27 protein-coding genes and 1 pseudogene are annotated in these 25,056 nt (G+C 40.0%); 7 read left to right on the forward strand and 21 right to left on the reverse strand.

Features of this window, described 5'->3' with window-relative positions:
* Positions 1 to 482: 482 nt before the first annotated feature.
* A complete protein-coding gene (locus FCR06_RS19295) occupies positions 483 to 905 on the forward strand; it encodes a gamma-glutamylcyclotransferase (protein ID WP_223280200.1) in 423 nt (140 codons plus the stop codon).
* 13 nt (positions 906 to 918) lie between these two features.
* Here FCR06_RS19295 and FCR06_RS19300 read toward each other — a convergent pair whose 3' ends face one another.
* The 3 genes from FCR06_RS19300 to FCR06_RS19310 form a co-directional block, all read right to left on the reverse strand.
* Positions 919 to 1,533, reverse strand: coding sequence for an anti-sigma factor family protein (locus FCR06_RS19300; protein ID WP_138502554.1), 615 nt, complete (start codon positions 1,531 to 1,533; stop codon positions 919 to 921).
* Between the two features lie 157 nt (positions 1,534 to 1,690).
* Positions 1,691 to 2,347, reverse strand: coding sequence for a sigma-70 family RNA polymerase sigma factor (locus FCR06_RS19305; protein WP_138502556.1), 657 nt, complete (start codon positions 2,345 to 2,347; stop codon positions 1,691 to 1,693).
* Between the two features lie 368 nt (positions 2,348 to 2,715).
* Positions 2,716 to 2,910, reverse strand: coding sequence for a hypothetical protein (locus tag FCR06_RS19310; RefSeq protein ID WP_138502558.1), 195 nt, complete (start codon positions 2,908 to 2,910; stop codon positions 2,716 to 2,718).
* Positions 2,911 to 3,140: 230 nt separating this feature from the next.
* On the opposite strand from FCR06_RS19310, the gene FCR06_RS19315 reads away from it, so the two are divergent.
* On the forward strand, positions 3,141 to 4,139 hold the full coding sequence (locus FCR06_RS19315; RefSeq protein WP_411268009.1) for a L,D-transpeptidase: 999 nt from the start codon (positions 3,141 to 3,143) through the stop codon (positions 4,137 to 4,139).
* Between the two features lie 25 nt (positions 4,140 to 4,164).
* Here the strand turns inward: FCR06_RS19315 and FCR06_RS19320 are convergent, their stop codons facing one another.
* The 5 genes from FCR06_RS19320 to FCR06_RS19340 form a co-directional block, all read right to left on the reverse strand.
* Positions 4,165 to 4,713, reverse strand: coding sequence for a late competence development ComFB family protein (locus FCR06_RS19320; protein ID WP_138502562.1), 549 nt, complete (start codon positions 4,711 to 4,713; stop codon positions 4,165 to 4,167).
* Positions 4,714 to 4,832: 119 nt separating this feature from the next.
* Positions 4,833 to 5,768, reverse strand: coding sequence for a M23 family metallopeptidase (locus FCR06_RS19325; protein ID WP_138502564.1), 936 nt, complete (start codon positions 5,766 to 5,768; stop codon positions 4,833 to 4,835).
* 743 nt (positions 5,769 to 6,511) lie between these two features.
* The gene (locus FCR06_RS19330; RefSeq protein ID WP_138502566.1) at positions 6,512 to 7,204 is read right to left on the reverse strand and encodes a DevA family ABC transporter ATP-binding protein; all 693 of its coding nucleotides are present in this window, start codon (positions 7,202 to 7,204) and stop codon (positions 6,512 to 6,514) included.
* Positions 7,205 to 7,290: 86 nt separating this feature from the next.
* On the reverse strand, positions 7,291 to 8,463 hold the full coding sequence (devC, locus tag FCR06_RS19335) for an ABC transporter permease DevC (RefSeq protein WP_138502568.1): 1,173 nt from the start codon (positions 8,461 to 8,463) through the stop codon (positions 7,291 to 7,293).
* Positions 8,464 to 8,593: 130 nt separating this feature from the next.
* Positions 8,594 to 9,796 carry an ABC exporter membrane fusion protein gene (locus FCR06_RS19340; RefSeq protein WP_138502756.1) on the reverse strand — a complete coding sequence of 401 codons (1,203 nt, stop codon included), beginning with the start codon at positions 9,794 to 9,796 and terminating at the stop codon, positions 8,594 to 8,596.
* 614 nt (positions 9,797 to 10,410) lie between these two features.
* On the opposite strand from FCR06_RS19340, the gene FCR06_RS19345 reads away from it, so the two are divergent.
* Positions 10,411 to 11,163 (forward strand): alpha/beta fold hydrolase, encoded by a 753-nt coding sequence (locus FCR06_RS19345; RefSeq protein ID WP_138502570.1) that lies wholly within the window; start codon positions 10,411 to 10,413, stop codon positions 11,161 to 11,163.
* Between the two features lie 117 nt (positions 11,164 to 11,280).
* On the opposite strand, the gene FCR06_RS19350 is transcribed toward FCR06_RS19345, so the two are convergent.
* The 3 genes from FCR06_RS19350 to FCR06_RS19360 all read right to left on the reverse strand — a co-directional run bounded on the left by FCR06_RS19350 (position 11,281) and on the right by FCR06_RS19360 (position 14,617).
* Positions 11,281 to 11,985, reverse strand: a complete 705-nt coding sequence (locus FCR06_RS19350) for a DevA family ABC transporter ATP-binding protein (protein WP_138502758.1) — start codon at positions 11,983 to 11,985, stop codon at positions 11,281 to 11,283.
* An 83-nt stretch (positions 11,986 to 12,068) separates the two neighbouring features.
* A complete protein-coding gene (devC, locus tag FCR06_RS19355; RefSeq protein ID WP_138502760.1) occupies positions 12,069 to 13,244 on the reverse strand; it encodes an ABC transporter permease DevC in 1,176 nt (391 codons plus the stop codon).
* Positions 13,245 to 13,309: 65 nt separating this feature from the next.
* A complete protein-coding gene (locus FCR06_RS19360) occupies positions 13,310 to 14,617 on the reverse strand; it encodes an HlyD family efflux transporter periplasmic adaptor subunit (RefSeq protein ID WP_138502572.1) in 1,308 nt (435 codons plus the stop codon).
* A gap of 590 nt (positions 14,618 to 15,207) precedes the next feature.
* On the opposite strand from FCR06_RS19360, the gene FCR06_RS19365 reads away from it, so the two are divergent.
* Together FCR06_RS19365 and FCR06_RS19370 are read left to right on the forward strand one after the other, a co-directional pair.
* On the forward strand, positions 15,208 to 15,825 hold the full coding sequence (locus FCR06_RS19365) for a TetR/AcrR family transcriptional regulator (RefSeq protein ID WP_138502574.1): 618 nt from the start codon (positions 15,208 to 15,210) through the stop codon (positions 15,823 to 15,825).
* A gap of 410 nt (positions 15,826 to 16,235) precedes the next feature.
* Positions 16,236 to 17,039, forward strand: a complete 804-nt coding sequence (locus FCR06_RS19370; RefSeq protein WP_223280201.1) for a hypothetical protein — start codon at positions 16,236 to 16,238, stop codon at positions 17,037 to 17,039.
* Between the two features lie 113 nt (positions 17,040 to 17,152).
* Here FCR06_RS19370 and FCR06_RS19375 read toward each other — a convergent pair whose 3' ends face one another.
* The 4 genes from FCR06_RS19375 to FCR06_RS19390 form a co-directional block, all read right to left on the reverse strand.
* On the reverse strand, positions 17,153 to 17,743 hold the full coding sequence (locus FCR06_RS19375; RefSeq protein ID WP_138502578.1) for a flavodoxin family protein: 591 nt from the start codon (positions 17,741 to 17,743) through the stop codon (positions 17,153 to 17,155).
* A gap of 195 nt (positions 17,744 to 17,938) precedes the next feature.
* A complete protein-coding gene (locus tag FCR06_RS19380; RefSeq protein ID WP_138502580.1) occupies positions 17,939 to 18,307 on the reverse strand; it encodes a pentapeptide repeat-containing protein in 369 nt (122 codons plus the stop codon).
* Positions 18,297 to 18,611, reverse strand: a complete 315-nt coding sequence (locus tag FCR06_RS19385) for a hypothetical protein (protein WP_189523491.1) — start codon at positions 18,609 to 18,611, stop codon at positions 18,297 to 18,299. Before FCR06_RS19385 ends, FCR06_RS19380 begins: the two co-directional genes overlap by 11 nt.
* A gap of 114 nt (positions 18,612 to 18,725) precedes the next feature.
* A complete protein-coding gene (locus FCR06_RS19390; RefSeq protein ID WP_138502582.1) occupies positions 18,726 to 19,262 on the reverse strand; it encodes a lipocalin family protein in 537 nt (178 codons plus the stop codon).
* A gap of 210 nt (positions 19,263 to 19,472) precedes the next feature.
* Here FCR06_RS19390 and FCR06_RS19395 point away from each other — a divergent pair.
* Positions 19,473 to 20,159 (forward strand): annotated as a pseudogene (locus FCR06_RS19395) (substrate-binding domain-containing protein).
* Entirely contained in the window at positions 20,113 to 20,421 is a 309-nt protein-coding gene (locus FCR06_RS34305) for a substrate-binding domain-containing protein (RefSeq protein WP_262984687.1), read from the forward strand. The pseudogene FCR06_RS19395 and the gene FCR06_RS34305 overlap by 47 nt, the downstream one beginning before the upstream one ends.
* Before the next feature lie 182 nt (positions 20,422 to 20,603).
* Here the strand turns inward: FCR06_RS34305 and FCR06_RS19400 are convergent, their stop codons facing one another.
* The 6 genes from FCR06_RS19400 to FCR06_RS19425 form a co-directional block, all read right to left on the reverse strand.
* Entirely contained in the window at positions 20,604 to 21,185 is a 582-nt protein-coding gene (locus tag FCR06_RS19400; RefSeq protein ID WP_138502764.1) for a hypothetical protein, read from the reverse strand.
* 201 nt (positions 21,186 to 21,386) lie between these two features.
* Positions 21,387 to 22,739, reverse strand: coding sequence for an OB-fold nucleic acid binding domain-containing protein (locus FCR06_RS19405; protein WP_138502584.1), 1,353 nt, complete (start codon positions 22,737 to 22,739; stop codon positions 21,387 to 21,389).
* Positions 22,740 to 23,013: 274 nt separating this feature from the next.
* Positions 23,014 to 23,994 (reverse strand): SDR family NAD(P)-dependent oxidoreductase, encoded by a 981-nt coding sequence (locus FCR06_RS19410; RefSeq protein WP_138502586.1) that lies wholly within the window; start codon positions 23,992 to 23,994, stop codon positions 23,014 to 23,016.
* A 19-nt stretch (positions 23,995 to 24,013) separates the two neighbouring features.
* Positions 24,014 to 24,238, reverse strand: coding sequence for a transferase hexapeptide repeat containing protein (locus tag FCR06_RS19415; RefSeq protein ID WP_138502588.1), 225 nt, complete (start codon positions 24,236 to 24,238; stop codon positions 24,014 to 24,016).
* A 161-nt stretch (positions 24,239 to 24,399) separates the two neighbouring features.
* On the reverse strand, positions 24,400 to 24,816 hold the full coding sequence (locus tag FCR06_RS19420; protein ID WP_138502590.1) for a retroviral-like aspartic protease: 417 nt from the start codon (positions 24,814 to 24,816) through the stop codon (positions 24,400 to 24,402).
* Positions 24,809 to 25,027: a hypothetical protein gene (locus tag FCR06_RS19425; RefSeq protein ID WP_138502591.1), complete on the reverse strand. Its 219-nt coding sequence runs from the start codon at positions 25,025 to 25,027 to the stop codon at positions 24,809 to 24,811. The genes FCR06_RS19420 and FCR06_RS19425 overlap by 8 nt, the downstream gene beginning before the upstream one ends.
* Between the last annotated feature and the right edge of the window lie 29 nt (positions 25,028 to 25,056).

Here is a 25,056-nt window from a genome sequence, read left to right on the forward strand (position 1 = left end):
TAGACTATCAGGGACAGTCTTTATTTCAAGTTCGGATCTCAACATATAGAAAAAATCAAAAAACTCCTCATTGTTGATGAGTGCGCTAAGAATGCTGTAAAGTGTGGACTACTGACTTACTAGTGCGATCGCCTGTTCAAACCTCATTTTAGCCAGATGTAGATTCAGCAACCTTTGTTGCTCATATCTATCTAGGTAACTGATTAGCCTATTTTCGAGTGTGATTCTAATCAGCACTATTTGCTCATTAGTAGGTGTACCCATCTCATCTATCGCTGTGATGAAAACTTGGATAGAAGCGCCAAAATCGGAAATGCCATTAAAGAAGTGATATAGCTTGCTTTGTAAGCAGAAAAGACAAGTAAGCGTAATGTGAATACTTTCTTGTAAATTAAAAACCCCTCCTGATCATAAAAGGAAGGGTTTATTAATCAGATGGTATAAAATAGACTATGTTTGAATAAAATATAAGATTTTCTGATTTGGTACAAGTTTTTGTTTATGGCACCCTCAAACCAGGTGAAGCTAACTATAGAAGATACTGCGCTGGCATCGTAGATGTTAAAAAAGCTTTTGTACAAGGCAAATTGTTTGCTTTGCCAATGGGCTACCCAGCAATGACGCTAGGCGATAGCCAAGTCTACGGTTATTTACTTTCTTTTCCCAACCCAGAAATTTTAAACCAGCTAGATGCGTTAGAAGATTACCACCCCACTAGAGAAATCTCACAAAACCTCTATAATCGAAAAACTGTCGAGGTTTATCAGGGAGAGTGGTTTTCTCTAGGATGGGCTTGGGTTTACTTAATGAGTTTAGAGCGAGTTAACAAATTAGGAGGTGTCCTCCAAGCTGACGGCTGGTGGAGTAGCTCCGGCTTAACTACAAAGTACAGTTATAATCTGTAAATTGTTAATGCAATTAATTTATGTCGTCTGTGGAATCCTGGCGTTGTGGCTGTACCTGATAAATTGAATTTTCCGGAGATGCTACTGCTGCTTTCGGAATTTCAATTACTGGATTATTTAGTCCAACCATGAGCGAGGAAGGAGGTACTAAAGACGCTGACGACATTTGTGCCGATTCTATTTGTGGTCTTTGTGCCAGTTGTGGTGTTCTCGAACCACCAGTTACTAAACCAGATATTGCGCCTATAGCACAAGCCGCAGCGGCTACGCTTCCAACCATCCAGTTAAAGCGAGAACGACGGCGCAAACGTGCTAATACCTGGTGGGCTGTTGCTTCTGGTGACTGTTGGACTGTTGGCACTGGGAGAGTCCGCAAGCCTTGCCTAAGCTTTAATAATCGGGCATACAAGCATTGAACTGAGGCATCATTTGCCAGCCATTCTTCTACTTGTCTGCGCTCGGCGGCTGTGACTTCACCATCAAGATAAGCACTTAATAGCTCGAAGCGATCGCGCTTCACCATATCCATAAAACCCGTTGATTCATTGGTATACTCAACCATTCCATCTGACAAATCTTCAGGAAGTTGTAAGGGAGAACGATCATCAAACTGAGAATCAGTAGTCATCTTAACATTATTACCAATTCATACACGGGTAAAGTGAATTGAAAATTCGGAAAAATTACGCAATTTTCCTCCTAACAGCAGAAGTTATCTAGGTCTTTCTAAAGATTATTAATCAATGCTTAAATTCCACCATTGGGCAGAGGTAAAATACTATAAATTAGGAGTCTAGATAGTTTTGCAACTGAGCTTGCAATCTAGATCTAGCTCTAGCAATTCTTGACTTAACAGTTCCTAAGGAAACTCCAGTAATTTCAGCAATTTCTTCGTATGCCATGCCTTCAATTTCTCTGAGGACAATAGTAGTACGAAATACTTCTGGTAAATCGGCGATCGCTTCCCGTAATTGCTCGTAAAATTCTCTAGTTGTCAATTCTTCTTCCGGCCCTGGTGTATCGCCAGCAATTTCCCAATCCATTTCACCATCCTCTACGGAGCGGGGAGCATCGAGTGACAACGGACTCACAATCCGCTTGCGTTTTCGCAACTCATCGTAAAACAAGTTGGTAGCAATGCGGCTTAACCAGCCCCGAAATTTAGCAGGCTCTTGTAATCGATTAATATTCCGATACACTCGAATCCATACTTCTTGAGCCAAATCAGCTCTGTCAGCCCAATCTGGAGCTAAATGGTATAGAACCCGATCAACTTGGGTTTGATAGCGGCGCAGTAGTTCTGCAAATGCAGCACGATCTGGGCGCAGTCCAGCTTGACAACGCAAAATTAAATCGTGGTTAGGAAGTTTGTCAACTTGCACTGATGCTTCTGGATACTTTGCATCAACCGTTGACCAGGATAGAGTAATCGACTGACTCATAAATCGTACTGGGTCTAAATCATCCCTTTCTATTAGACCTGCTAATAAGCCACAAGTTCCTTGCTAAGGTGACGGATTTATGACTGGAACACTGAGGCACACAATTTTAGCTAAATTTATAGCAATTAACAGAACCTCTTTGTCCTTATACTGCTTGCATGTTTTTGTTTTATCTATCAACTAACAAAGGCGTACAATTAATGCACATTTTGTTACTTTTAGCAACTGGGTATATACGCTTGCTCAAAATAATTAAATTTAGTTATAAGGATGAAAATAAAAATTTTGTAATTCTAGCTTCTTGATACCTTTAAAATTTAGGCAATAATTTCTGAAAGTTGGGTTACTCTAGTGACGATAATGGTAATTTATTTCGGAGATTTTGTTACCACAAAAGTTGCTGATTGTTCTGGTTGTAGTACGTAACTAGCACTAGAGTTATTTTGCTCTGGTAGGTGAACTTGAAAAAAGAAGTTGAGGGAAAATGTAATCGTGACTGCTAGTAATAGTTTTTCAAACATGGTTTTTCTCCCACCCACACCATTAATAATTGATTGTTCCATTTCCAAAGTTCCACCAGAAAGTCCAAGTAGAGGCTTACAACCTCCTGAACTTTGGAGGAATGAGATTCTGACTGGGAGTTTTGCTGTTGGAACAATGCGTATAGCCTTAGTTTGCCCAAACCTGTTGGCAGATTAATAGCACAAGTGATAAGTATTGATAAATTTTTCATGATCGGATAATGAACCCATCCAATTGTTCGGTTGGATACGTCAGGGATAAACAATAGGCGATGGCAATGGTAAGAAACGAATCTGTAGGGCGTATGGTAATGTTGCTTTGTTTTGGCACAGCATTTTTGTCTTTAGCTGTGCATTGGCGCATTACTACGGCACAACGGCAGTTTGAAAAGTCGGCATCTGCTTCGATGCGGCGAGATTCTAGCCAAACCAACCCTAAGGGAAGCCGCCCAGAACAAGTCTATAAGAATTTTTCACAAGTCAGTTTAGGAGAAGTTGCGCTTGGTGCAGGTGTTTCTCCTAGTGAAAATAGGCAAGGCTTAGGTCTTGAGTCTGGTACTAAGTCAAAAAGAATTAACAAGAATATAGCTAAAGCAACAGTTCGCACGTCTTCTAAACTCAAGMTTCAAACTAAGTCGAAAAAAATTAACAAAAATCTAACTCAAGCAACTGAGCAAACAGCATCTGCGCTCAACTCTGGTGTAAAATCTCAAACTAAGCCCCAAACAATTAAGAAAAATATAGCTAATTCTCCAGAGTTACCAATCAAGACACGGTTAGTAGCACAAGCAGAAACACAAAATCCAATTGTAGATAGTTGGCCAAAAGCTCTATGGCCTAAAGCTTCAGCCGAACAACTACCATCTAATAAGTTACTATCTGGGAAAACAAAAGTGGTGGTTGATTTAAGCGATCGCCGCACCTACGTATACGTAGAAGATGAGGTAATTGCAAGCTACCCGATAGCTGTTGGTAAGAAAGGTTGGGAAACGCCTACGGGTTCTTTCCAAGTGATACACATGCGACATTATCCAGTGTGGCGTCACCCAATTACCGGCAAAATATTTGAAGCAGGTACAGATAGTCCGTTAGGAGACAGATGGATTGGCTTTTGGTCAGATGGACGGAATGAAATTGGCTTTCATGGCACACCTGACATTGACCTGGTAGGAACAGCTGTATCCCACGGCTGCTTGAGAATGCGTAATTCTGATGTCCGATTGTTATATGAGCAAGTAAGTATAGGGACAAAAGTATTAGTACGCGATTAATTAAGAGTGGTTGTTATTTGGCTTGTCAATTTGGCTTGTCATTTTGCTCAAAGTTAGGTGCATATGCCCTAAGTAAAGCGCCAACTTGGTCGAGAACTTCATTGCCAGTACTTTTGCCTAAGGCTTGTCGTTCTGGGAAGAAATTAGGTCGATCTAGGTAACGACTGATCGCTTCATTTACTTGCTGGGAAATAAGTTCTTGCAGTTCTGCTTGAGCGCGTTGGCGCTGGTAATTAGCACCTTCTTCTGTAGTTGCATACAAGGGCGGTAACCGATTGAGAGCGTAAGCTGCAATATCACCAACATCTAGGGAACTTTCACTAGTTGCTTCAATTTCGGCGACTCGGGCGATCGCTTCCGTTAGTACCAATTCTTCCATCACGTTAATGAATTGTTTTCGAGGTACCGCCACTACCTCACCAGTTAACAACGCACCCATTAGGCGATCAAGCGCCATATACTCTTCAATTGAGAGTTCTGAAGCGTTGTCACAGATTCTACCGACTTCTGCTTCCATTGCTGGTGTCAAATAACCATCCTGGAGAGCTTGTTCTACAATTTTTTCGATACTCATAACGCTTATCATCATTTATGTTAGCCAAGCAAGGTAGGGACGGTATCAATCCAATTTATTTTGCTGAATTTTCGCAAAAATATCCAAATTATACACAGACGCGATCAATTCCGCCTCTACTATTTAACGACGTTAGTTCGCCAAGGTGTTGGATCGACGGATACTCCGTTGACATATAGACCCCAGTGCAAATGTGGCCCTGTGGCCGCACCTGTTGAACCTACTGCGCCAATGAGTTGACCAGCTTTCACAAAATCACCTTCTTTGACGTTAATACGACTCAGGTGCATGAAAATACTAGTTACTCCTTGACCGTGGTCAATGCCCACTACGTTACCGTGAATCCGAAACCCTTGGGATACCCTACCTACCAAAGCAACTCGCCCAGCGGCTGGGGCAATCACGGCTGAACCGGCACCACCAGCGTAGTCAAGGCCACGATGATAGTAGTCCTCTGCAAATTTACCATTATAGTAGCGGCGTACACCATAGTTTGTACTCATCCGTCCTGCATTGGGTCTGAGGAATACTCCATTCCAATATTTTTCTGGTGTTTCTAGTGCTTTAAAAGCTGCTACGCGCTTGAGTTCATACTCTGTGGCGTCAACTCCAGCTTTACCTGGTGGTAGAGTAATGCGTTGTACAGGAAACTTCCGATTTTGCACATTTACCGCCAAGTTTTGCACTTGACCATCTCCTGTAACTTGAAACGACCTCCTTCCAGACTTTTCTAAGGGAGTTGTCGGAACAAAAGCCCGATACTGATTGGGTGCAATTTTAAATGCTGGATACGTATTTTTACCACTAGCTACTGTTAGATTTGTACCATTTTCCTGATTATCTAAATTAATTTCTACCGAAAGTGTATCCCCTAATTGAGGATTATTTGGAGTCACTTTTACTTGCAAAGCATCTACAGGCAATGCCCAAGTGATGGGAAGAACAGCAAACATTCCCTTGAACAAATTTATTACATGGCGATTAACTGTCAAACTTTTGACATTTAACCCAAGCAAGTTATTGTTTAATTTACTAGTGTGATTCTCGCTAATCATAGAGCTACAAAAAATCCCTTAGTTGTGTGGGAAAATAGACTAGCTTATTACTAGTGGTGTTTCCTTTTGACAGCGGATGTTGTTGAAAGGCATAAATTTGTTTAGCAAATGCTTTAGACACTTTGTTAACATGAAGTAAATAACGAGCAGGTGGTAAGGAAGAATAATTTGTAAATATAATTTTGTGAATTTCTATTAATTTTAAGAACTAACGTGTGTGACATTGTGATTGTTCGTAAAATTTGACTACATTGATGATAAAAACGGCTTAGTGGCTTACTATAAGAATTCCTTGTTAGGCAACAAAAGAACTTTTTTATGGTTAAAGTCACTACATAATGGTACTTGAAGGAAACCTGGGAATCAACTGGACACTTGTTCAACTGGACACTCATACCACACTGTGGGGTCGAGATTGAGTCTAAGTTCATCAGCCAAATCAGCTAAGTCAGAGCGAAAGTGCTAGAAATAACCCAAAAAATTAAGATGATTAAGATTTTACACGAAGCTAGCTGGATTTACTATGTAATTTATAATCTCTATTTACATAGTCATAACAAATTTTTTTAATGTTGGTAAATTATATTTAATTTCAGTAAAATTACTTAATTCGGTTTTTTCACTAATAAACAGAATAATCGAATTTTAATTTTTAAATTTTGAGTTTTCAAGGGTAAAAATAGGATTTTAAAGTAGAATTATAGTAAATTTAGAGAATTTAAATGAATTTAATCTAATTAACTCTAGACTATTAGTTTTACTTGTGAGTTGAGCTTACCATCTTGCATGTGAACAATGCGATCGGCAATGTCTAGGATGCGGTTATCATGAGTAACCATCAAGATAGTACAGCCTTGTTCTTTTGCCAGTTTTTGCATGAGGTTAACCACATCTCGTCCCGATTGACTGTCAAGGGCAGCTGTGGGTTCATCGGCTAGAATAATTTGAGGATGGCTGACCAAAGCACGGGCGATCGCTACCCTTTGTTTTTGTCCCCCAGATAGTTGATCAGGATAGTAATGCAAGTGATTTCCTAATCCAACCTGCTCCAACATCTGGGCAGACAAAGTTCGCATCTTTTTTAACCCAATATATTTGTGTAATTCCAAAGCCATTTTTACATTTTGCAGTGCCGTCAAACTACGATGCAAATTATGTGCTTGGAAAATGTAGCCGTTATAGCGTCGCACCTTCATTAATTCTTGGGCGCTAGCACCACAAAGTTCTCGTCCTAAGACCAGCAAACTACCAGATTGGGTAGAACGCAACCCACCCACTAACGTCAGCAAAGTAGTTTTTCCTGAACCAGATGGCCCAGTCATGATAATAATTTCACCAGCGTTAATCTCCAAGTTGATATTAGATAAAACTTGCTTGCGAAGTGAGCCGTGACCAAAGTAGTGGTTGAGATTATAGATGGAGATGATGGGAGGCATGTTTGGTGAGTGAGGATTGGCTATCCAGAATTAGAGATTGAAGATTGGGTACGGGTATTAGGAAAATAGTCCCCAGTCCCCATTATTTAAAACATATCAGCCGGGTCAGTGGCTTGGAGTTTGCGGGTGGCGATCGCACCGGAAATTGCACACATAATTATTGTCAGCACTAATACCTGTAACGCCCGAATCAGGGTTATGTACATGGGCAAGTTTGTAGCTGTGCGAGTCAGTTGGTAAAGTGCTAAGGATACTGCCAATCCGGGAAAGAAGCCCAATGCTGCCAATATCAAAGACTCTTCAAACACCACGCCTAGCAGATAGTAATTGCGGTATCCCATTGCTTTGAAGGTGGCGTATTCCCGAACGTGGGCATTAACGTCGGTAGAGAGGACTTGATAGACAATGATTACGCCTACCACAAACCCCATTGATACACCCAGATTGAAAATAAACCCAATTGGGGAATTTGTTCTCCAAAAGTTATTTTCAAATTCAATAAATTGTGCGTGGGTTAGGACTTTGACATCATTTCTCAGGTAGGCTTTGAGCATTGCTGCCACTTTTTTGGAGTCATAGCCTGGTTTTATTTGAATCAAACCTAGACTGATACTGCTGGACTGTCGCCCAGAAAATAGCCGTAAAAAATTTTGATCGCTAGTAATCAAGTTACCTTCAGCGCCAAAGGAAGCCCCGACTTGGAATAAACCACTAATGATAATTGTGCGGCGTTCTATTTCCGCAGTCACGATTTTACCTTCTTCAATTTGGGCGATCGCTTTTTGATAATCTCCTCTAGCACCACGGTCGAACAAGACCGCACCCGGCAGCTTGATTGCTTGCAATTGTTGATTAACATCCGCTAAATCAAACGCTGGCTTGTCTGGGTTAAAGCCAATAACTAACACCCCCGTCTCACGGTGTGTTAGAGGATTTTTCCAGATTGTGTTGTTGAGATACATCGCTTGGGCCGACTTCACACCTGGTATATCCATTGCTTGATAAAGTCGTCGCCGAGAAAAGGTAGACAAGCTTGGTAAATTACGGGCTTGGGGACTAATTAAAACAATGTCTGCTTGCAAACTGCGGTGTAGTTTAGTATTACTGTCATACAGCGCTGTCTGAAAGCCCAGCTGCATGAACATAAGCAAATCTGCAAAGGCAATACCTAATAATGCCACCAACAAACGACTTTTTTCATGACTCAGTTGCAGCCATCCTAAAGGAGTTCTGCGTCGCAATTGTTCAATCAATCCCATAGTTTAGAGTGGCGAGATGGGGACTTGGAACTGGGGAGGTGGGGAGGTGGGAGAGGTGGGGAAGATGGGGAGGTGGGGAGGTGGGGAGCTAGGGGAAAATAATTAATGACCAATGACCAATGACTAATGACTAATGACTAATTTCAATTACTGCTTTAACTTGCATATTGGTTAGGTTGGCAGCTTTTTGGTTAAAGGCTCGATCTAGTCTGATGTGGACTTCTACAACTCTGCTGTCGATATTGCTAGCAGGATCGGTGTCAATGACATTTTGCCGCTGCACTTGCAAGCCTTTACGATCTACGATTCCTTCTAATTCAATGGGTAGGAAATCGCCAAAGATTTGTACTTTTTGCCCTGAATGCACTTTGTCAATATCGCTTTCATAAACTTCGGCGATGACGTACATCTGGCTGGTTTGCCCAATCTCAGCTATGCCATCATTTGATATTAATTCGCCCGGATAAGTGTGGATCTTGAATATCTGTCCATTTTGGGGCGATCGCACTTCAGCTTGTTTGAGATTAACTTTCGCTAGATTCATGGCTGCTAGGGCACGATTGACTTCTGCTTGGACAGCTGCTAAATCCACTCCTCGGACTTCGCTGATTTGGTCAAGTGTTGCTGTGGCTTCTTTGATTTGTTGCTGGCTAGTTAATTGGGTGCGATTTAACTGTGCTTGGGCTTGTTGTAAATTTTTTTTGGCTGTCTTTAAATTTAAATGTTTGCTGTCCCGTTGGGAGGCAGAAATTGCTCCTTGTTGAGATAGTTGCTCATAGCGTTCGTCTTCTACTTGGGCGTTATCGACTTCGGCCTGGAATTTGGCAATTGTCGCTGCTTGGGTATCAATATCGCCAAGGCGTTCTGCTTTTAAGCGGGCGATCGCAGCTTTTTGGGCAGTAATTTCACCGGGTTTAGCACCTGCTTGGGTACGGTTAAAGTTGGCTTGGGCTACTATTACCTGCGACTGCGCCTCTTTTAATGCTGCTTCTAAGCGATCGTGGCTGCTCAAAATTGCAATTACTTGTCCTGCTTTTACCCTATCGCCCTCCTTCACCAACAACTTTTCTACTCGACTTCCTTCCCCAGACACCCCAGCAGATAGTTTAATTACTTCCCCCTGTGGTTCGATTCTTCCTAAGGCTGTTACTGTTTTTAACTGTGGCAATTGTTTTACTGGCACTTGTGCTTCTTGAGTGGCGGAATTTTGCCAGAGTTTTACTGTATAAAAACTTATCGTGCCAACCAATAAAGATGCAATTATACCTATAGCGACAGATGGACGCAGAACAGACTTAGGGGACGTTGTGTACCCTAGCTTTGAGTTTCGCACCATAGATTACCTCTTAACTAGTGGCACCCAAAAAATAACAATTTGAAGAAAAAGTCACAATTCAAAATTTAGATATTGTTGGTCAAACGCTGCAAAATCTTTAACAAAATTGGAAATTTTTGAGATTTTACTTAAATAAGGCGAATTAGCCAGATAGGACAACAAAACTCTCTACTGAATCAGAGATTTGTGTTCATATTAAACTACTTTTGTTTTATAGAAGTACTTGGGGTATAGTAAACGTTTTTAAAATTACGGATTGTAACAGCGCCAACAATCAAAGATAAATTAAGTAGATATAAGTATTTATATTTTCCCAACCAGGTAAAGTTTAATCATATTTAGCTGACAATTTAAATTATTTATTAGACTTCTTGTATAAATCAAAAAAGAACCTTAAAGAGCCTTTTACTTACATCAAACTCTCCCCTAAGAGCAAGCTATTAGGGTTTGGTAGTGGGGTGTTAGAGGACTTTTGCAATAGGTCTATTGTTTTTAAACTAAAAATTATTTATAGCCATAGTTACAGAGATAATAATTACGAATTATTTTGACAATAGTGCAAGATGTAAAGTAGAAGAAAAATCCAAGTTAGAAAACTTACCTAAATCATTATGAGTCTTTTTTGTCTAGTTCACGGCGCCTTTCAAGGCGCTTGGTGCTGGGATTTGTTAATTCCTTACTTAGAAGCACAAGGTCACAAAGCAGTAGCAATGGATTTGCCAATTGAAGATGCATCTGCAAGTTTATCACAGTTTGCAGATGTAGTACTTCAAGTGCTTCCAAAAACTGATGATGATATTGTGCTGGTTGGTCACTCAATGGCTGGTACCGTTATTCCACTTGTTGCCCAAGCGCATCAAGTACGTCAACTGGTATTCCTGACTGCGCTTATTCCATACCCAGGAACCACTACAGTTGAGCAATTTTCTCATCATCTCGATGCTGATAGCCGCAAATCATTAAATTATGAACCAAAAGACTCACGTCAACTCGAACAATTCAATGATGAACTTTATATGTTTAATCCGGTTTCTGCTGGAAAAAACTTTTCAGATGAAGCAGTATTGAGGCAATTTTTCTATCAAGATTGTCAACCGGATGTAATGCGCTGGGCACTCTCAAAAAGACATTTGCAACAATCAATGGCATATATTTTTGAAGTCAATCCCCTGAAAGCTTTACCAAATGTAGAGTGTAAATATATTTTTTGTACTGATGACCTAATAATCTCTCCTGCATGGTCACGCTACGCTGCACGCAAGCGTTTGGGAGTTGAGGCCATAGAACTACCTGGAGGACACTGCCCACACTTATCTCGTCCTGCTCACCTTGCCTCAGTATTAACTAATGATAAATTAGACTAAAACCCTCTTCGCTTATCCCAACTACAAATATTTAGCTAACTTAGTTTCAAAAAGTTGTGATTGCTGTTAGCGGTAGCAGGACGTTTAGCCTATGCTGAGTAAAAATTACTAGTATATTTAAGTTACTGAAACAGCAACACGATCGTTTACTAGCTTGCCATCTTCCATGTGGACAATGCGATCCGCAATATCTAAAATGCGGTTATCATGAGTAACTAAAAGAATTGTACAGCCTTGTTCTTTTGCCAATTTTTGCATCAGGTTAACTACATCTCGTCCCGATTTACTGTCAAGGGCGGCGGTAGGTTCATCCGCTAAGACAATTTTTGGATGACTGACCAACGCCCGAGCGATCGCTACTCTTTGTTTTTGTCCCCCCGATAAGTCATCAGGATAGTAATTTAGGCGATCTTCTAATCCTACCTCCCCTAACATCTGAGCTGACCGCGTTTTCATTTCTGATGGGGAAATATTCTTGTGTACTTCCAAGCCCATTTTGACGTTCTGGAGTGCTGTCAGGCTACCGTGGAGATTGTGCGCTTGGAAAATATAACCGTTAGTGCGTCGCGCCTGGGTGAGTTGTGCTGCCTTAGCGCCACAAAGTTCTTGTCCTAAAATCTGCAAACTACCAGATTGAGCAGAACGCAATCCACCTACCAAGGTTAGCAGTGTAGTTTTACCAGAACCAGATGGCCCTGTCATAATAATAATTTCGCCGCTATTAATTTCTAAGTTGATATCAAAAAGAACTTGTTTGCGAAGCTGACCGCGACCAAAGTGGTGGTCGAGATTTTTAACAGAAATAACGAGTTGACTAGTCATAAATAGCTCGATATACTCTTGAGGCTCGTCCTTTGTCATTTTTGCTTTGCAAATGACCAATGACTAATGACTAATGGCAATTTTTAAAACATATCTGCGGGGTCGGCAGATTGTAATTTGCGAGTGGCGATCGCTCCAGAAATCATACACATAATCATAGTCAGCATTAGTACTGTTAAGGCTCGCGCTAAAGTCATATATACAGGTAAATTTGTCGCATTCCGAGTTAGGTGGTAAAGTCCCAAGGGCACGATTGCACCTGGAATAAAACCTAGTACTGCCAGAATTACTGCCTCTTCAAATACCACCCCTAGTAAGTAAAAATTGCGATACCCCATTGCTTTGAATGTGGCATATTCTTTTGTATGGGCGTTTACATCAGTAGACAGGACTTGATAAACGATAATTACTCCTACCAAAAACCCCATCATTGCACCCAAGCTAAAAATAAAACCTATGGGAGTGTTTTTCTGCCAATAGTCTTTCTCAAAAGCGATAAATTCCTCTTTGGTAAGGACTTTAGTATCATCGCCTAAGTATGATTTTAAGTTTTTTGCTACTTGTTTTGGCTCATAGCCTGGTTGTAGTTGAATCAAGCCTAGACTGACACTGCTTGCCTGTTGTCCGGGAAATAGTCGTAAATAGTTCTGATCGCTAGTAATTAGACTACCGTCAGCAATAAAAGAAGCCCCAACTTTGAATAAGCCACTAATAGTAATTGTTCGTCGTTCTATTTCGGTTGTGACTGGTTTACCTTGTTCAACTTGGGCGATCGCCTCTGTATAATCTCCCCTAGAAGCACTGTCGAACAACACAGTGTCCGGTAGCTTAATCGCCTCTAAGTTACGGTTAACTTCCGGCAAGTCTAGCATTTGGCGATCGGGATTGAACCCCATAACTAATACTGCTGTATGCTGGTGTGTTTGGGGATTCTTCCAATCGATAAAGCTAAGATACATTGGTTCTGCTGACTTTACCCCCGGTATATCCATTGCTTGGTACAGTCGCCGCCGAGGAAAGGTAGACATATTAGCTAGGTTACGTGCCTGGGGACTGAGTAACATAATGTCTCCCTGCATACTGGTATGTAACCTAGTATTACTGTCAAACAGAGCATTTTGAAACCCTAGTTGCATGAATATCAGAATATCAGCAAAAGCAATGCCTGATAATGCTACTAAAAAACGCCCTTTCTCATGACTCAGTTGCAGCCATCCTAGAGGTGTTCGCCGTCGTAGTTGTTTGATCAATCCCATAATTACGAAGTGGGGAGTGGGGAGATGGGCAGACAAGAGAGACAATGACTAATGACCAATGACTAATTTCACAATTCAATCATCGCCTTGACTTGCAGATTAGTGAAGCTAGAAGCTTTAATGCTGGATATGCGATTCAGTTGCACATGGACTTCTACTACTCTGGCATCGATATTGCTAGAAGGATCGGCGTTGACGATGTTCTGCCGCTTGATTTGCATCCCAATCCAATCCACCCTTCCCAATAATTCTTGGGGAAGGGAATCACTGGTTACCCGCACCAGCTGTCCGGGACGCACTTTGTGGATATCACTTTGGTAGACTTCTGCCACTACATACATTTGGTCAGTTTGACCGAAATCCACAATTCCATCATTACCTACTGTTTCTCCAGCCCGTGTATTAATCTCTAAAATTTGACCGGGTTTAGGAACTCGAACATATACTTGCGCCAGTTGTGTTTTAATTTTATCAACAGTGGCTTGAGCGCTTTCTACTTCTGCTTGGGCGAGTGCTACATCTGTTGGACGCACTTCAGTAGTTTGGTTAAGGGTGGCTTGTGCTTCGTTAATTTGCTGTTTTAGAGTAGCGATAGTTCTGTCTCGGTTAGCTTTTGCTTGGTTAATTTGCTGGTCAAGGGTAGCGATAGTTGTTGTCTGTGTAGCCTGACTTTCAATTAACTGCTGAGTGGTAGTTGCTGCACTCAAGCGTCTGTTGTCAACTTCTTGATTGGAAATTGCCCCTTGTTTATATAAAGTCTCGTAGCGTTGGGCGTCAGCTTGAGCATTACTTTTCTCGGCTGCTATGCGAGTTACTGTTGCTTGTAACTGCTGTTTTTGCCCTTTTAGTTCCGCTTCTAAGCGATTAATTGTGGCTTGCTGAGTTCTAATATTTCCTTCTAATTCTGCTTGCAGACGGATTACATCAGCCTGTCGTGCCCCGATTTCTCCCTGTTTTGCTCCCGCTTTCACTTGGGCAAGACGGGATCTGGCTACTAAGACTTGTTTTTGTGCTTCACGTAAAGTTGCTTGTAAGCGATCGCGACTATCCATAATCGCAACTACTTGCCCAAATCTGACCTTATCCCCCTCGTTAACCAATAGTTGTTCAACCCGATTTCCTTCATTGGAGGTAGGCGCAGACAGTTTTATTACCTGTCCCTTTGGTTCTAGCCGTCCCAATGCTGTGACTGTTTTTACTACTGGCTTCATGGCTGCTGAGGTTTGTTGCTCGTTGCTTACTCTGCCTTGAGACCTTTGCACCAGATAAAAACCTAGTCCACCTATAACTAAAGATGCAATTATTGTTAACAGTACAGGCAAGCGAAAAATATTCTGGGAAGACCGTGATTCTTCTAGCTGTAAATTTGGCTCCATACCGCCCCCTCTTACCAGCGGTCAACAAAACTAAACCGTCTAGTTCTAAAATACTAAACTAAACGGTACAGTTTAGTCAATATCGCGGATCTAAACTTCCATTAATTTGTTCTAAACTAAAGGCTCGATTAAAAATATTTAGTAAGTTGGCACAAAAAATCAAACTAAGTAAAGAAAAGTGAACTAAGCTAAAACCCTTTTTCATCGTCCCTCGTGCCTCCGGCCTCCTGCGTTATGCCAACAACAAATATTTACACCGCTCTACTTTGTTCTATTTAATCCTTCATACCTTGCCAAATTGTTTGAAAATAATAGTCTTTCTTATAGCATGTTTAAAAAGTCAAAATATATACTCGAAACCTCACTTCCATTCCTCTCTCCTGCTTTTGAAAGGCTTTGAAACCCCCATTCCCTTGTACGCAACTCGCTACCCAATTAAATTCGGGCTAAGGTCAAATTTAATCGGGATTAGGTTCTGAGGCTTTTGGTGTTTCAGACAATACTTTCCAAATATCCTTTCAGAGAAAAAAGATATTTTTAGTTTAAGTTTAATTAGTTTAATAGTACTTAACCGCAGAGGCTCGTTAGAAATGACACGTATAAAAGCTAGTGAAATTGAGCGAGAAAATTCAAGCGATAAAATCGAAAAAATTTTACAAGGGTCAAAGCAAGAGTTTTTAGCACACGGCTACACTGGCGCAAGTATGGATAGAGTAGCGGTAGCAGCAGGTGTTTCTAAAGCAACAATTTACAGCCATTTTCAAGATAAAGAAGGACTTTTTAAAGCTTTGATAGAGCAGTTAGCAAGAAAACGGTTTGAGTCAATTTTTGGCGCACAAACTTTAGAAGGAGAACCCAATATTGTATTACGGCAGTTATTAGCTAAAGCATTGACACAAATGCTAGAAGACAAAGAATTTCAAGCATTTCAGCGAGTAATAATTGGGGAATCTGCTCGTTTTCCTGAGTTAGCTCAGATTCTCTTCCGCTGTATTGCTAAACCAGGAAGTGAGATTATCAGTCAATATTTGGCTTCTCGCTTAGAACTTAATATTCCTGATCCAGAGGCAATGGTATGGGTATTGATGGGATCTATAGTACATTTAGTGATTGCTCAAGAGATTATGCATGGTAAAGAAATTTTACCAATGGAAAGCGATCGCTTAATTAATGCTTTAACACACTTGATTAATAAATGCGCTGAATAAAACTTGCTTGTAGGAAATAGGAAATGAAGAATTGAAGAAGTATTAATTACTTTTTAGAGGATGTTTGAAAAGTATTGATGCAATACAATTTGCTACTACACAAACGTAGGCAAAGCCTTCCTGTAGGATAGTCCGCACAGGCGGACTAACAGAAAATAAAGCTTTTTCTAGTTTTTTGTCAAAGCACTGGCTAGCACTTTCTCAATATCAAATTGATAGTTTTACAAACTTATTTAATTGTATTTATTTTTCTTTTTATACAAAACTTAAATATTTTCAATATTATCTGTAAAATAAATTAATTATTAGAACAAGGTATTTTATGTATCTTAAAGAACAAGTCTAAGTTATAGACAATATTATTTTATGCATTTTATTTCAAAACTTGAGGAGTAACCCTTGTGGTATTTATGACACATCGATTATTCAAATTATCAATCAAATATTTACCAGCAATTACAGCATTAATTACAGTTTTTTCCTTACCAGTTAAAGCTGCAACATCTTTTGTCGCTCAACGGGCTGCTTTTGGAGGTAATGATGAAGTTAATTGGCTGAGTTTAGGTAAAGTATTCAATCCCGTCACTCCTGATTTTTCTGTTTTTTTACCTAACTCTTTTTCTACAACATCCCAAGGTGGTTTGGGATTAAATGTAAATATAACTCCAAGTAATAATCCTCAAATTACGCCACCATTTGTCTTTCAAACTTTACCTAATGGTATTCGGACTAACTTCGCATCAGGCGATTATATCCTGTTTGGAGGCATTGACCCAACAGGTTTTCAACCTCCTCCTCCTGGTACTCCCGCTCCTAATACTCTAGGTAATGGAAAGCCTTTTACTATCAGTTTTGACCAGCCTGTTTTTGGCGTTGGTACTCAGATAGCTGTAGACGTTGGTAATTTAGAATATGAAACTTTTATCAGTGCTTTTGATAGTGCCAATAATTTGTTAGGTACTTTTTCTAGAGTCACTACTTCGTCACTAGCATTAGATAATTCGGCAGTGTTCTTGGGGATTCGTAGTGATACTCCTAATATCTCACGAGTAGTTTTTAGTAGTTCTCTTCCCCAATTTGGTTTGGCKATTAATCAAGTAAGCATCATTGGAGTTCCTGAACCAACTTATACTTTGGCAATATTAGTTTTTGGTATTTCAGGTACCGTTTTGAAAGTACGCCAACGCATTTTATATTCCCATAAAGCAAAATAGTTTTAATTAAAAAGGCTTATAATATAAGCCTTTTTTACTTTAGGAAAGAGGTACTCGATATCATTCCCAATTATAAAAGTTAACACTTTTGGTTAATAAGTGAACTATAAAAGCTAATTAACCCAACGTTTAGTAGCTTCTGCAATACGTTGTCCAAAGCGTTGTGAAGTGAGATAGTCACCCGAATCTAGTACTGGTTCTTTGCCACTCATATCGAGTTGGCTTTGACCCATAACACCTAAAAATCCTCCTAGTCGATTAACCCCATCATCTTTCCCAGACAGAAAGCTTTGCAAGTCGCCAACGTTTACCCAAATCATGCCATGCTGGGCGGCGTTGGTGGCTAAGTACAAGAGCGTACTTTGCTTGTCGCCACTGGGAGAGCTTGAGTGAGTGAAGCCCCCAGCAATTTTGTCTTTCCACCCATGTCGGAACCAAACTTCGCTACCAGTATCAATAAAAGCCTTGAACTGAGCCGCTACACCACCCATATAGGTAGGAGAACCGAAAACAATCGCATCCGCTTGATTGAGGGTTGCCATCATCGAATCATTCTTCCAACGACCATTGATAATCTGCTCTCCCTCAATTCGCAGCAGATTAACAGTGATATCTTCAACTTTACTTGCACCTTCAGCAATAGCTTGGGCCATAAGATGAGTATGTCCTGCACCTGAGAAGTAGACAATTGCAATTGTGGGCATAAAAACTTAAGTCAATCTTGTAATTAATAGAGAGTTTCGCACAACTTAGACGAACCTTAAAAATAAGTATATAGCGATGTATATAACAATTCTTATTTGAATTAGGTAAATACGGTAGCACAGCTGTGCTACCTACAGATATCTGCGTTTTTCTGTATCTTACTCAAACGGAAACCGCACTCAACCCATTGCCCTTCATACCTTCTGCATATTTTGACTAATGGGGTCAAAACCTTTAGAAAAACGGGTACTTTCATCGTAGTAAGCGCCAGTTAAATTCGCTCCATACAATTTGGCATATTTGAGTTTGGCTCCTCGAAGATTCGCTTCATTAAGTTTGACACCGCTCAAATTAGCTCTAGTCAAGTTCGCCTTGGCTAAGTTAGCTCTACTCAAATCTGCTCCCCAGAGTTTGGCTTTAGCGAGATTAGCTCCACTTAAGTCAGATCCCCATAAATTAATTCCAGGTAAGTAAGCTCCAATCAGCTTGTCCCTAATTAAGTTAATGGCTGGAAAATATCTCTCCCCTGCGGCATAACGCCTTTTCAATTCCTCAGCATCCATGCATCACATTCACCTTTTTTAACAATACAGAAGTTATTTGTTCCCATTCCTGATTTAGCCCTCCTAGAAATTCTATCTGGCCACTGCGTCGATACCAGTAACGGGCGTTGTTTAAATCGCCCTCTTTACGGTGCAGGTAAGCATGAACCCAAGCACTATCAGCATCACTAGCATCTTGAACTATTTCATGAGCTTTACTCCAATTACCTTTGTTGTCATACCACATTGCTTGCAGCGCTTTTGGCAATGTCTGAGGACATGGGCGCTGTTTCTCAATCAATCGCAAGAATTCTTCTGTATTCACGATCGCCACCCAACGAAAATCAAACTTCTATCTTTAAGATACTCCTGACACGAGCGAGGGGACTGAGTATTATATTGGGAAGAAATTTTCCCAATTCCTAGTTGCTAGTCCCTTCTATATCTGCTTGACTGAAATAACTTCAAACTCGAAGGTACTAATTAAACGGTCAGCAACATAGACCTCTATTTTATACTTACCAACTGGATCGCCAGGAGCGATCGTCCAAAAATTCTCAATTACGCCGTTAGKAGCAGACTGTGTACGCCGCGTTACAGATGTAGTACCGTCTGCTGAGATTGAGAAATCTTCACCACTATCTGTACCCCAAGTTTCTGGAGGTTTTGGTAACCGCAAGACTTCACGCCATTTAACTTCACCTTGGTAATCTTGGAGTTTAATTCGCCAACCGTAGGCGTTTCCTTGCTGGAGTGGCACTGTTGTTGTTTGAAAAATGGTAACGTTACCTTTGGCGTCAACTCTCTTCAACCCAAACTCAGCGTTACTAACAGTAATCTTTTTCAGGCTTGTTGGTGTAGGAAATGGTGTGATATTTTGTCCGATAAGAGAACTAGCGGCGATCGGCTTAGAAGCTATAACCCCAAATATTAGCCAAGAAGAAGCTAGCACAGCAGCAGCAGCCAAAATTCTCATTTTTTTGGTTTTCCTGTCAGACGTTTGGTACTTATTCAATTAATCTGACATGTTTTCCGGGTCAAGATTGCTTATAGTTGGACAATGACTAAAGCTTTGTTGTTTGGCAAAAACTCCGATTTAGAGAAAATATTTTATTTCTACCAAATTAGTTGGTAATACAAAGTTTGAGTTAAAAATACCTAATAACTTCAAGGCTTTAGTAAACAGATGAAAGAATATTTTTTGGTAAGTTCTTTAGTAGCTTGTGCCTTCGGTACTCTAATACCAAATCAGGCTTTTGCCGCCGATTTCAACTTATATGGGGCAGGAAGTTTAAGAGATGCACTAACGGAAGTCAGTCAAGACTTTACTCAAGAAACAGGCTACACAGTGAATACAGTCTTTGGGCCTTCAGGAATTAGAGAGCAAGCAATTGAAACAGAACTCCAAGTCGGACAGCGTACTGCTGATGTCTTTGCTAGTGCAGATATTGGGAATCCACAAAAACTCTACATTAAAGGATTGAGCAGTCAACCAATAGAATTTACTCGAAACCAAATCGTTGCAGTCTTTTCCTCCAAGTATTTCTAAGTACAAATTACACCTAATCAGGTGTTAGATTACTGAGTAAATCCCAATATCAAGGTAGGAACTTCAACACCTATAGCTGATCCTCTTGGTGACTACACTCAACAAATATTCACTCAAGCTGATTTAAAAAGACCTGGAAGTTTTGATACTCTCAATAGTAAAGCTTTGCAATTAACAGGTGGAGCTAATTCACCGATAGTCCCATCAGGACAGAATAACTTAGTTTACTTCTTAGATACTACTCAGCAGGCAGATGTTTTCTTGAGTTACTATACTGGTGCTATTGCATCCCAAAAAAATCGCTCCAAGTCTACAAATAGTTAGGCTACCAGATTATTTATCTGTTGCAGCACCATATGGTTTAACAGTTCTTAAAAATGCTGATCCGAATGCACAGAAACTAGCAGATTATATTTTGTCATCAAAAGGACAGCAAATTTTGCATAATTATGGGTTTAGTAGCTCCAGTCAATCAGTACCTGAGCCTAACTATGTGTATGGACTACTATCTGCGGCTATAGGTATAGTACTCAACAAAAAATCCACCGAGCAAAAGCGAAACTTACAAACTTCAAATTTGAGATAAACTCAATTAAGATGACAGCGATAGCGAAATGGCGATCGCTGTCAATAATTATTGATTATAAGATTTAGCTTGGGTTTATTTGGTGTAGGTAAAAGGTAAGTGATATTCGGAAATTAGAAAGGATTCAAGTTTCCGGAAAAATTAAATACATAAAGTACAAAGAACTAATCGGTATTACAAAGTTAACTCAATTTTTGGACTCCTATTTTGCTTACTTCATAACCTTTTTGAACAGTGTGATAAGTTCTTCGCCATTTTTCTAGATAATCTATAGATATAGATTTAGATGTGACATTTACCCCATTTCCTCGCCAAGCAACTTCGGGATCTGTTGTAAAAACTCCGCATTCTAGTTGGTCTAGCCTGATATTCCAATATTCACTAAATCGACCTTTTAAGGTAATAACTTGTTCAAATACTTTATTTCTATGTTTATTTCTTCTTTTTCTTTCTGTCGCTCCTGTTGCTTCTGTATCAATAAACTTAGTTTCAATTAAAAACAGACTACCTTTAAACGTCAGGTAAACAAAATCGCACTTACCTAAATCTGTATAATCTGATATTGGCGATTTTTCAAATAACAGCAATTCAGCGCATGAAGGAAATAATTCTTTGATATTTAAAAATAAATATGCCTGCAACAGAAGTTCTTTATCATAAGGAAACAACAGCACCCCTTCAAAAAATTTTTGAATGTCCTCCTGAGTTTGGGGTTGAGTTCTTTTACAGTATGAAACAAATTTATGTAGCTCGTTGACAATCATCAATTTATAACTCCTTCCCCCGGTCGCAGCCTTAAGGTTCATGGCATCAAAAGATACCACTTCCTTAAGAGAAATTTCATCCGCATAAGTAACTAAAAAAACTATTAAAACCCTACCTAATTAAGGCAATCTACTGTTGACAGTTGAGGAAAACTCATCTTTAATTTACTTTCAGTGCTGCTGCACCTTTCACTTTTAACATCAGTTACTAGTTAGAGATTTTATATGAGCAGGAAAACTAGCATTTTGCAAGGCTTGAACAGTTATTCTAGAATCTTGTACGGAAAATTGCCAACCTAAACGAACAAGCTTACGTGAATTTTCAGTTTGGATAACTCCAATTACTGGCATTTTTGCTTTTTCTTTGTCTGGTGAATGTTCTTGCAAAATTTTTTTCAAGCGGTGTAATTCTTCAATATTAACTGCTTGTTGGGGATTTAACTCCACCATTACCATTTGTACTGTTTCCACTGGTTCTGCATCTTCAAGAATAAATTGAGTTTGCTCGTCACGTCGATCTACTTTTCCCCAAATAATTAATCTGGTATCAACTTGCAGTAGGGAAGTAATGCGTTCGTAGGTTTTGGGAAAGACTACAGCTTCTAGTTGTGTAGTTAAGTCTTCTATTTGCAAAATTGCCATTTGATCGCCTTTTTTAGTAACGACTTTTTTGACATTATTTAACATTACAACTGCACAAAGTCGTGTATCTTCCCTTTGTTCTCCAAGTTGTGAAAGATTAATTGGAGTTAAAAGTGGTACTATTTGCCGTAAAGATTTCAGTGGATGGTCTGATACGTAAAAACCTAGTAGTTCTTTCTCCATTTGTAATTTTTTCTGTGGAGGAAAATCCGTCACAGGTTTAGCTTTAGGAGCAGTTTCAAAGGCATTATTTACTCTTTTATTTTGATTTTGAGAAAATCCATTACCTAATAAATCAAAGAGATTCCCTTGACCGCTGGCTCTATCTTTAGCGCGAGATTGTGCCCAATCATATACTAATTCAAGGTCATGAATTAACTGTTGGCGGTTAGTTTCAATTTTATCAAAGGCTCCACAGTAAATGAGTGACTCTAAAGTTCGGCGGTTAACTGCACGTAAATCGACGCGATCGCAAAAATCAGCTAGGGATTTAAACTCTCCTGTCTCATTTCTCGCTGATAAAATACAAGCGATCGCATTTTGTCCCACATTACGCACTGCCGAAAATCCAAACAAAATCTTTCCTGCGGTTGGTGTAAAATCAACACCAGAACGATTAATATCTGGCGGATCTATGGGAATACCCATATTTGTACAGTTGGTGATATATTTTTGTACCTTATCTGTATCGCCGCTGTTAGCTGTCAACAGCGCCGCCATATATTCCAATGGATAATTAGCTTTTAAATATGCTGTTTGATAAGTTACATAGCCATAGGCAGTTGAATGGGATTTATTGAAACAATTAGAAGCTATTAAACCATTTTTGATTGCAAAATTGTGGTCACACTCAACCCCAATATCATAGACATTTTGTTTGCCTAAATATTTGCGTGTTATTATTTTTACCATCTTATTACCTCTGTAAACAAATTTTGCAAACAAAATTAATTGATTAATAAAATGATGAAAATTGTAGATGGTGTATTACTGATAATACCATTCCTCAACGAAAGGAAACATTGCTATACTCTTACACAAAATTAACCACAATATATCAAAAGTTTAATAAACAAATAAACAAACAGTTAATAGCCAGATAATTGAGGTTTTAAAAACTTATTAAACACATTTAGATAGATATTAATCCGCTTGATCAGATAAATTACCCATTGCCTAGTATCGGTTAAACTTTAGGCGAACTTAGGGCATTCAATAATAGCAGTGACCACGGCACTTTAATATCGGGTATGAGCGATGAATACTTTCTCAGTATAGGCAATGCAGCTGGCAGCACAAAACGTAGAGAGCGTAACGACGCAGGCCGATCGCCATTTTCATCGACAATTCCATATTGGTTCGCGAGTTCGGCAACAATTTGCACGCGTCCTGTACGATTCATGATATTTAGCTCGCCAGCGAGTTGAGCGATCGCTCGTCCGGTGAATAAGGGAGTTTCCCAGTTGTAGCGTTCGCCCAAGAATGAGTTTTTGCGATCGCTAGCATTTGTTTGGTTCGCCTCAGAAGCAAAACGGGAAAAAAGCTCAGTACCAACAATACCCGGCCAAATTGAAACCGAAGCGACGTTGTAGGGTTTTAACTCAACAGCCATATCAGCGGCTAGGCGATCGCAGGCTGTTTTCCCAACACCGTATCCTACATTAAAGATATAAGACATGCTCCCCCAAGAAGAAATAGTGCAAATTAGTCCAGACTTTTGCTTAGTCATCATTCGGGCAGCAAAAATACTCGCTACATAATGGCTGCGAAGACCAACATTGTTGCAAGCATCCCAAAGACTCGGTTCACTATCCCAAAAAGGCTGCCCAGAAGCGTCTCTTAAGGCCTGAACTCCTGAGTAAGCATTATTTACCAGCAAATCGAGTCGTCCATTTTGCTCGTCTTGGATGCTCTTAAAGAGCAAACGCACCTGCTCATCGTCGCTGTGGTCTAGTTGGACGGGAATGCATACACCACCGACTTGCTCAACGGCTGATTGCGTTTCAGTTAGAGTCCCGGAAATATCATCATTGGCATAGGAATTGTGCAAACTGCGACCCGTAATGTAGACAGTTGCCCCTGCTTCACCGAGGCCAATGGCAATTCCCCGACCGATTCCCCGCGTCGCGCCTGTAACTAATGTAACTTTACCTTCAAGGTGTTTCATGATTGCTGATGAAATATATTTACACTGTCCAATCCTGTGTTTTCAAGTTTGGAATTTTGTCAGCGTGGCGCAATGACCGCCCATATTCTAAAGCTTCCAAAAATGCTGGTTCATCAGAGATTGAGCCAATAACGTTTTCCAGCCAATTACTAGAGGTAGGCGCATTGATGACTCTATATTTGAGATCCGCTACTGTTTGTTCAAGAGTCACTAAACGTTGTTCGAGATTCGCTTCATCTAACATAATTTTTTGGAGGCTTTAATTTTAATGGTAGTGCTTATCCGCGTCTCGACAACTACTAAAGTGGCGTTGGCACAGCCCAACCCAGGCATCGCTATTAACCAATTATCAAAACAAACAAAGCGATGTCTATGACGGTATATGCCTACGCGTAATTGTCAATCTTACGACTTAGGAGACAGTTCAAAAGTCATCTGCGAACGATAAAAACAGACATCGAATTCTATAAAAAAATTCATCCGTCCTAAAAGTAACGGCACATCATCTGTAAGACTCCAAGCAAATACCAATCTTACTGGTGCAAAACTGGCTATTTGAGCAGATACAACTAACCCTTTTGCTTCAACTGGTGCTAGGTTTCCAGCCAGTTGCACTGAGGTTGTTAGTTCTTCCCAAGCTGCCCCCAACTGAATACCTACACTGTAAGGTAAAACATTAATACTAGCTCCAGTATCCAACAAACCTGAAACGTTGATGACAGAATTTTTGTAGCTTAACGTCAGAGGTAATATTGGCACCGCATCGATATCCCCGAATAGATCGCGACTTTCAATAAAGGGAAATCTTTGTAAATTAAGCATCGTTTACCTGTTTGTCTTCTTCTAGCAGTGCAGCTAGTTTGTTAGCAGMTTCATAAGAATTATACGGAGACCACACATAATGAGTGACTCCTGGCTGTAAGGACAATGCTTCTTCTTCAGTCGCTAGTTCTTGAACTAAAAACTGCATCACCTTGAGTTTATCTGCACGAGATAGGTTGTGCAATGTTGGGAATAAATCTGCTGGGCTCATATTAAGTTGAAGATAATGACTAAGTACTT

The sequence above is a fragment of the Nostoc sp. PA-18-2419 genome, from assembly GCF_005869855.1.
In the GTDB taxonomy this organism is placed as follows: Bacteria; Cyanobacteriota; Cyanobacteriia; order Cyanobacteriales; family Nostocaceae; genus Nostoc.

Bases quoted from the DNA above. Each gene is read 5' to 3' on its own strand.
- FCR06_RS19300 (WP_138502554.1), bottom strand. From the start codon at position 1,533: ATGACTACTGATTCTCAGTTTGATGATCGTTCTCCCTTACAACTTCCT.
- FCR06_RS19305 (WP_138502556.1), bottom strand. From the start codon at position 2,347: ATGAGTCAGTCGATTACTCTATCCTGGTCAACGGTTGATGCAAAGTAT.
- FCR06_RS19310 (WP_138502558.1), bottom strand. From the start codon at position 2,910: ATGGAACAATCAATTATTAATGGTGTGGGTGGGAGAAAAACCATGTTT.
- FCR06_RS19320 (WP_138502562.1), bottom strand. From the start codon at position 4,713: ATGAGTATCGAAAAAATTGTAGAACAAGCTCTCCAGGATGGTTATTTG.
- FCR06_RS19325 (WP_138502564.1), bottom strand. From the start codon at position 5,768: ATGATTAGCGAGAATCACACTAGTAAATTAAACAATAACTTGCTTGGG.
- FCR06_RS19330 (WP_138502566.1), bottom strand. From the start codon at position 7,204: ATGCCTCCCATCATCTCCATCTATAATCTCAACCACTACTTTGGTCAC.
- devC (WP_138502568.1), bottom strand. From the start codon at position 8,463: ATGGGATTGATTGAACAATTGCGACGCAGAACTCCTTTAGGATGGCTG.
- FCR06_RS19345 (WP_138502570.1), top strand. From the start codon at position 10,411: ATGAGTCTTTTTTGTCTAGTTCACGGCGCCTTTCAAGGCGCTTGGTGC.
- FCR06_RS19350 (WP_138502758.1), bottom strand. From the start codon at position 11,985: ATGACTAGTCAACTCGTTATTTCTGTTAAAAATCTCGACCACCACTTT.
- FCR06_RS19360 (WP_138502572.1), bottom strand. From the start codon at position 14,617: ATGGAGCCAAATTTACAGCTAGAAGAATCACGGTCTTCCCAGAATATT.
- FCR06_RS19365 (WP_138502574.1), top strand. From the start codon at position 15,208: ATGACACGTATAAAAGCTAGTGAAATTGAGCGAGAAAATTCAAGCGAT.
- FCR06_RS19375 (WP_138502578.1), bottom strand. From the start codon at position 17,743: ATGCCCACAATTGCAATTGTCTACTTCTCAGGTGCAGGACATACTCAT.
- FCR06_RS19380 (WP_138502580.1), bottom strand. From the start codon at position 18,307: ATGGATGCTGAGGAATTGAAAAGGCGTTATGCCGCAGGGGAGAGATAT.
- FCR06_RS19400 (WP_138502764.1), bottom strand. From the start codon at position 21,185: ATGATTGTCAACGAGCTACATAAATTTGTTTCATACTGTAAAAGAACT.
- FCR06_RS19405 (WP_138502584.1), bottom strand. From the start codon at position 22,739: ATGGTAAAAATAATAACACGCAAATATTTAGGCAAACAAAATGTCTAT.
- FCR06_RS19410 (WP_138502586.1), bottom strand. From the start codon at position 23,994: ATGAAACACCTTGAAGGTAAAGTTACATTAGTTACAGGCGCGACGCGG.
- FCR06_RS19415 (WP_138502588.1), bottom strand. From the start codon at position 24,238: ATGTTAGATGAAGCGAATCTCGAACAACGTTTAGTGACTCTTGAACAA.
- FCR06_RS19420 (WP_138502590.1), bottom strand. From the start codon at position 24,816: ATGCTTAATTTACAAAGATTTCCCTTTATTGAAAGTCGCGATCTATTC.